Here is a 6699-nt window from a genome sequence, read left to right as displayed (position 1 = left end):
GAGGGGCTGGCGGGTCTGCGCGACCGCCAGGCACCGGGCCGCTCCGCCAAGCTGACGCCCGAGCAGAAGCAGCAACTGGCGGCCCTGGTCGAGGCGGGGCCGGACGTCGACAAGGATGGCGTCGTGCGCTGGCGCCGGGTCGACCTGCAGGCGCGGATCAAGGAGTTGTTCGGGGTCGAGATGCACGAGCGCACGGTCGGCAAGCACCTGGCGGCACTGGGCTTCGTGCGGCTGTCGGTGCGCCCGCAGCATCCCAAGGCCACCGACGAGACCCAGCAGGCTTTTAAAAAAACTTCGCCGCGCGCGTGGCGGAGATCCTGCCCGAGCCCGCCCGCGACAAGCCGCTCGAGATCTGGTTCCAGGACGAGGCGCGCGTCGGCCAGCAGGGCACGCTGACGCGGGTCTGGGCGCGCAAGGGCACGCGCCCGCGGGCGCCGCGCGACCAACGCTACAAGTGGACGTATGTGTTCGGGGCGGCCTGCCCAGCGCGCGGCACCAGCGCGGCCCTGGTGCTGCCGACGGTCAACACCACGATGATGTCGCTGCATCTGGCTGAGATCAGCAAGCAGGTCGCGCCCGGCGCGCACGCGATCCTGGTTCTGGACGGTGCCGGCTATCACGGCACCGCCAAGACGCGCCGACCGCGTGGCCTGGTGGTCCCGGACACCATCACGTTGCTCCACCTGCCGGCCTCATCGCCCGAGCTGAACCCGATGGAGCTGGTCTGGCAGTACCTGCGCCAGAACAAGCTCGCCAACCGGGTCTTCCGCGACTACCGACAGATCGTCGACGCCTGCTGCGACGCTTGGAACTTCTTCGCCAACGACCCAGACCTCGTTACATCCATGACCTCGCGTGACTGGGCACAGGTCAACATCTAGGGCCATTGGTATGATCCGGATCCGGCGCGGTCCTAGAGGCCCTGCGGCTCGACCAGGGCAGCCAGCAGAGCGTGCCGGGGTGAGGCGAACGGATCGACGACCGTCACGCCGCCCCATGTGAAGCCGTCCTGAAGATCCTCCGTCAGCAGCAATCGGCAGCCGGCATGCGAGGCGGCGGACAGGATGACGGCATCCCAGATGCCGAGACGATGGTCCGTCGCGAGGTCGAGGGCCTTCAGCATCGTTTCGGGTGCCGTCCCGATGACCGGGAACGCGTCGCGCCAACTGAGGAGCGCGTCCCTGGCATCGTCCCGCGACCGCCCGGCCTTGCGCACCAGCACATTGAACAGTTCGCCCAGGACCTGAACCGGAATGACGGCGGCGTCCCGAGGCAGATCGCGGATCAGCGCGAGGACGACATCGCGCTTCGCGCCGCCGTTCACGCCCTCCGCGTAGGCCAGGATGTTGGTGTCGAGCGCGACCGTCACCGTTCGGACCCGTAGAGCTCGTCGCGCGTCCAGCGATCGATCTCGACGGGTGTTTGGCGTGCGAGCCGGGAGAACAGACTCGCACGGGCCCCGGCTGTCGAGGCGTCGGATCGGGAGCCCTCGGGCGCGCCGGCCGGAACGATGCGCGCGATGGGACGTCCTTCGCTCGTCACGACGTAGCTGTGCCCCTCGCGCGCGCCGCGCAGGAGGCGGGACAGGTCGCGATCGGCGTCCGCCACCGAAACGGCTTCGTCCACGGCGGAACCTCCTTCGGCGCTCACAGGGCGCATCCTGACGGCGAAGCGGCCCACGCGGCAAGCCCCGCGGTTCGCCCGGCGACGGATCTCGACCGCAGCGGATAGGGGCTTCGCGTCACGCGGACGCCCGGACCCCGGATCCGCCGCGCGCCGCGTCCCACAGGTTGGCCAGATCGACGAAACCCGCCACCGGCACCTCCTCCGCCCGGGCGGTCTCGGGGATGCCGGCCGCCGCGAGCAGGGGGGCGGGATCCGTGCCGAGGCTCTTCAAACTCTGGCGCAGCATCTTGCGGCGCTGGCCGAAGGCCGCTCGGGTCACCGCCTCCAGGGCGCCGGCCCGGCAGGGCAGGGGATCGGCGCGCGGCACGAGGCGCACCACGCTCGACGTGACCTTGGGCGGCGGTACGAAGGCGGAGGGCGCCACATCGAACAGGATGTCGGCCCGCGTGCGCCAGCCGCACAGCACGCCGAGCCGGCCGTAATCGGCCCGCGCGCCCTCGTCGGCGACGATCCGCTCGGCCACCTCGCGCTGGAACATCAGCACCGCCTGATCCCACCAGGGCGGCCACGCCGGTCCGTCGAGCCAGCCGGTCAGCAGGGCGGTGCCGACGTTGTAGGGGAGGTTGGCCACGATCCGCGCGGGCCCCGTGCCGACCAGCGGGCGCGGGTCGAAGCCGAGGGCGTCGGCATCGACGACCTCCAGGCGCCCCGGGTAGCGCGCGGCGATCTCGGCGAGCGCCGGCAGGGCGCGGGGGTCGCGCTCGATCGCCACGACGCGGGCCGCGCCCTCGGCGAGCAGCGCCCGGGTGAGGCCGCCGGGGCCCGGCCCGACCTCGACCACGGTGACCCCCGCGAGCGGTCCGGCCGCGCGGGCGATGCGGCCGGTTAGGTTGAGGTCGTAGAGGAAGTTCTGGCCCAGCGCCTTGCGCGGTTCGAGCCCGTGCCGGGCCACGACCTCGCGCAGGGGCGGCAGCCCGTCCGGGGCGCTCACAGCTCGTCCTCGGGATCGAAGTGCCGCGCCCCGAGCGGGCGCGGGCGCCCGGCATAGACGTTGAACGGGATCACCGCCGCCGTCTCCGCGGCCGGCGCCGACGCCGCCGCGAGGCGGTCGGCCAGCCGCAGCGCGGCGATCAGGCTGTCCGGCCGCGCCACCCCCTGCCCGGCGATGTCGAAGGCGGTGCCGTGATCGGGGGAGGTGCGCACGAAGGGCAGGCCCAGCGTCACGTTCACCCCCTCGTCGAAGGCGAGCGTCTTGGCCGGGATCAGCGCCTGGTCGTGGGTCGGGGCGAGGGCGACGTCGTAGGTCTCCCGGGCGCGGGCGTGGAACAGGGTGTCGGCGGGCAGCGGCCCGCGGATGTCGATGCCCTCGGCGCGCAGGCGCGCGACCGCCGGGGCGAGCACGTCCCGGTCCTCGTGGCCGATCGTGCCGGCCTCGCCCGCGTGGGGGTTGAGCCCGGCGAGCACCAGCCGCGGCTCCGGCAGGCCGAAGCGCTGCCGCAGGTCCCGGGCGACGACCCGCGCGGTCTCCTCGACCAGCGCCTGGGTCAGCAGGTCCGGCACCGCTCTGACGGGCACGTGGATCGTCACCGGCACCACGGCCAGGGCGTCGCTCCAGATCATCATGACCGGGCGCGGCGCCGCGCGGCCCGGGGGCACCGCGAGGGCGGCGAGGAACTCGGTGTGGCCGGGATGGGCGAAGCCGGCGCGGGTCAGGACGAACTTGGCGATCGGGTTCGTCACCACCGCGCTCGCGCGGCCGGCCTGCACGAAGGCCACGGCGGCGGTGATCGACTCGATCGTGGCCCCGGCCCAGGCCGCGTCGGGGGCGCCGGGCTCGGCCGCGACCACGGCCCCGCTCGGCAGCGGCACCACCGGCAGGGCGCGGGGGAAGACCTCCGCCGCGGTCTCGGGATCGACCTCGGCGACGGGTACGAGGCGGTCGAGGCGGTGGGCGAGGCGCTCGACGAAACCTGGATCGCCCACGAGGAAGAACGGCGGCAGCGGCTCGGGCCCGCCGCGGGCGAGCCACGCGGCGAGCGCGAGTTCCGGCCCGATTCCGGCCGGGTCTCCGAGGGTGAGGGCGAGGGGCGGCATGCCGCCCCTATAGCGCGTGCCCGGCGGGACCGTCCGAAAAAACCGAGAGCCGTTCTTGATCCCGTTGGGCACGGTACACGACGGTGCGTGCCGGGCGGCGCATCCGACCCTGTTCCTCATCCTGAGGTGCCGCGGAGCGGCCTCGAAGGAGGACTCCAGGGATCGCGCGGCTGGCTGGAGGGCTCCTTCGAGGCCTCCGCTTCGATCCGGCACCTCAGGATGAGGGGTCTGATGGGATCCGCGGGGCTGCACCCCGGACTGTCGTGTACTTTGCGCGTTGCGATCGTGCACGGCGCCAGCCGTCTGTTTCGACGCGCTCTGTCGTCGAACCGGCATCCACTTCGGCGGAGAGCGCTCTAGCGGGCCGAGGCGATGCCGTCGGAGGTCGTGGCGGTGCCGACGTTCTGGCGCAGATCCGCCTCGCCGAGCGTCTTTAGCTCGACGCGCAGGAGCACGGTCTGGTTGCGCTCGCGCACGCCGGTCGCGGTGGCGATCGGCGAGTTGATGTAGTTCACCGAGACCGTGGTGCACTCGTCCTGGTAGCCGCCGCCGAAGCTCGCCCCGGCCACGTAGAACCGGCCGGGATTCTGGTAGAGCGGCACCGCGCCGATCGGGTTGGCGATGTAGCTCGTCAGCGCGTCGTTGTAGGTGTTGCGCACGTCGAGGTAGTGCGTGAGGTCGACGAGCACCGAGCCCGACACGAACCAGTTCGGGGTGATGTTGTAGGTCGCCGAGGCGGTGATGCCCTCGCGGTAGCGGCTGTAGCCGAGCAGCGGCTGGGCCTCGTAGTACGAGTAGAAGGCCGACAGTGACAGCGGCGCGAACGGCGCGAAGCGGGCGGTCACGCCGGTCTCGAAGCGGGCGACGTGGAAGTTCGACTGGTCGAACCGTGCCCGGCTGATGAAGGTGATGTTCTGGTTCGGCGAGACCTGGAACCGCCCGACGAAGTCCGAGCGCCGGGTCTCCAGCCCCGACTCGAGGCCCGTGTTGGCGAGGTCGCCGCGGCGGAACGAGTTGACGCCGGCGAGCTGGATCGACTCCCCGAACAGGATGTTGGTGTACCAGCCCGAGGGCGTCACCACCGAGTACTGCGCGCCGAGATTGGTGCGCACGCCGCCCTCCACCCGGTCGTAGCCCGAGAACTTGTCCCACTCGAACAGCGAGGTGTCGTCGAAGACGAGGCTCTGCGCGTCCTCGTTGGGCAGGCGGCCGATCCGGGTCTCGGAGGGGCGCACCAGTACCTGCCCGATCGGCTCCAGGGTGTGGACGCCGAGCCCGCCGAAATTGGCCACGAACGGGTAGCGGTAGTCGAGGCCGACGGTGGGCATCACCCGGCCCGCGAAGCCGTCGTCGATCTTGGCGACCGCGGGGGCGAGCTCGTTCTGGTAACCCGACAGGCTCGGGTTCACGAAGAACGCGTCGAGGCGCAGCGACGCGAACGGCGTGAACTTCTGACCCCAGTCGTCGATGAAGCTGCGCCGCCAGGAGAGCTGCGCCGAGGCGCGGGTGTCGGTCCCGGCCAGGCCCTGGATCAGGCAGGTGCCGCGGGCGAACACGGTGCAGGTCTGGTAGAGCGGGAAGCTCACGCCGTTGACGGAGGGCGAGAACAGGTACGAGGCGGTCCGCGGCAGGCCCTGGTACTGGGTGGTCTCGCGGGTCAGGCTGGTGATGTTGCCCTGGAACCGGACCTCGCCGCCGATCTCCGGCGGCCCGTTGACGCGCTTGTCGTAGTCGATCACCGGGGCGACGATCGGCTGCTGCTTCTGCCAGTCGAAGCTCGACAGGCCCTTGAAGTAGAAGGCCCGCATGTCGAACCACGAGCGGTCGCCCTGGCCGGTGAGGTAGGCGGTCGAGACGGCCTCGCGGAAATAGTCCGTGGTGATCGTCTGGTTGCGGATCCGGTAGTTGTCGAGGAACCACTTGTCGGTGACGCCGACGAGGTCCCAGCCGGTGCGCCAGCGGTCGTTGATGTAGAAGCGGCCCTGGCTCTCGACCGAGCCGCGGAAGTCGCGCTCGCCCGCCCCGAGCGGGCTCGGCAGGAACGCCGAGGGCGTGGTCTGCGAGATGCCCGACAGGCGGATGTTGTAGAAGCCGGTGTCGAGCCGGTGCCGGAACTCGGCCTGGGCGAGCAGGCCCTGGCGGCTGAGCAGGGTCGGCGTCAGGGTCAGGTCGTAGTTCGGCGCGAGGTCGACGAAGTAGGGCAGCGACACGCCCCGCCCGAGCGGCGTCGAGGAGACGAAGCGCGGGGTCAGGAAGCCGGTCTTGCGCCGCACCGTCGGGTCGGGCGCCTCGAAATAGGGCAGGTAGGCCACCGGGATCCCGGCGACCTCCAGGGTCGATTCCTCGAAGTAGACCGTGTGGGTCTCGTTGTTGTGGATGATCTTCTGCGCGCGGATCTGCCAGAGCGGCGGCGTCTCCGGCGCATTCTTGCACGGCTCGCAGGCGGTGTAGCTGCCGTAGTCGAAGCTCGTCTGCTCGCCGCCGACGCGCTCGGCCCGGGGCGCCGAGAAGCGGGTGCGGACCGTCTCGCCGCGGCGCTCCACCGTCTGCTGGACGCGGAGCTGGTCGATGAAGCCGGTCTTGAAATCGTCGGTCAGCTCCATCCGCGCGCCGGTCACCACGCCGCCGTCGGCCTCGGTGAGGCGGACGTTGCCCTCGGCGAAGACGCGGCCGGTGCCGCGGTCGTAGCGGACCCGGTCGGCCTGGAGGGTGCGCGGGCCGTAATGCAGCTCGGCGTTGCCGCGGGCGGTGACGGTGTTGCGGTCGTTGTCGTAGATCAGCTCGTCGGCCTCGACGAGCAGCTTCTCGCCGGGCTTGGCCGTGACCGTGGGCAGGCCCTGCGCACCCGCGCCGACGCCGCCCGCCAGCGGCAGGGCGAGCGTCAGAGCAGCCGCGAGCCCGGCGCTCCGCAGGATGTCGGCGACCTTACGCAACGCGCGTCCCAACCCCTGTGACGTGTCCCGCCACGACCCTCAAACC

At 71.6% G+C, this 6699-nt stretch carries 5 protein-coding genes and 1 pseudogene; 1 reads left to right on the top strand and 5 read right to left on the bottom strand.

From position 1 onward, the window contains the following. Positions 1-881: pseudogene (locus tag Q8W71_RS23950) on the top strand (IS630 family transposase); the annotation flags it as partial. 32 nt (positions 882-913) lie between these two features. Here the strand turns inward: Q8W71_RS23950 and Q8W71_RS23945 are convergent. The 5 genes from Q8W71_RS23945 to Q8W71_RS23925 all read right to left on the bottom strand — a co-directional run bounded on the left by Q8W71_RS23945 (position 914) and on the right by Q8W71_RS23925 (position 6653). Continuing rightward, a complete protein-coding gene (locus Q8W71_RS23945; protein ID WP_305527924.1) occupies positions 914-1369 on the bottom strand; it encodes a PIN domain-containing protein in 456 nt (151 codons plus the stop codon). Continuing rightward, positions 1366-1626, bottom strand: a complete 261-nt coding sequence (locus Q8W71_RS23940; protein ID WP_305527923.1) for a type II toxin-antitoxin system Phd/YefM family antitoxin — start codon at positions 1624-1626, stop codon at positions 1366-1368. The genes Q8W71_RS23945 and Q8W71_RS23940 overlap by 4 nt, the downstream gene beginning before the upstream one ends. Before the next feature lie 115 nt (positions 1627-1741). Beyond that, positions 1742-2617 carry a 16S rRNA (adenine(1518)-N(6)/adenine(1519)-N(6))-dimethyltransferase RsmA gene (gene rsmA / locus Q8W71_RS23935; protein WP_305527922.1) on the bottom strand — a complete coding sequence of 292 codons (876 nt, stop codon included), beginning with the start codon at positions 2615-2617 and terminating at the stop codon, positions 1742-1744. After that, entirely contained in the window at positions 2614-3720 is a 1107-nt protein-coding gene (gene pdxA, locus Q8W71_RS23930; protein ID WP_305527921.1) for a 4-hydroxythreonine-4-phosphate dehydrogenase PdxA, read from the bottom strand. Before pdxA ends, rsmA begins: the two co-directional genes overlap by 4 nt. A gap of 356 nt (positions 3721-4076) precedes the next feature. Further along, positions 4077-6653, bottom strand: coding sequence for an LPS-assembly protein LptD (locus tag Q8W71_RS23925; RefSeq protein WP_305527920.1), 2577 nt, complete (start codon positions 6651-6653; stop codon positions 4077-4079). Between the last annotated feature and the right edge of the window lie 46 nt (positions 6654-6699).

The sequence above is a fragment of the Methylobacterium amylolyticum genome (assembly GCF_030700245.1).
GTDB lineage: Bacteria > Pseudomonadota > Alphaproteobacteria > Rhizobiales > Beijerinckiaceae > Methylobacterium.
The sequence above is the reverse complement of the archived record's forward strand: the minus strand, read 5'-3'. Positions and strand labels throughout refer to the sequence as shown.

Bases quoted from the DNA above. Each gene is read 5' to 3' on its own strand.
- pdxA (WP_305527921.1), bottom strand. From the start codon at position 3,720: ATGCCGCCCCTCGCCCTCACCCTCGGAGACCCGGCCGGAATCGGGCCG.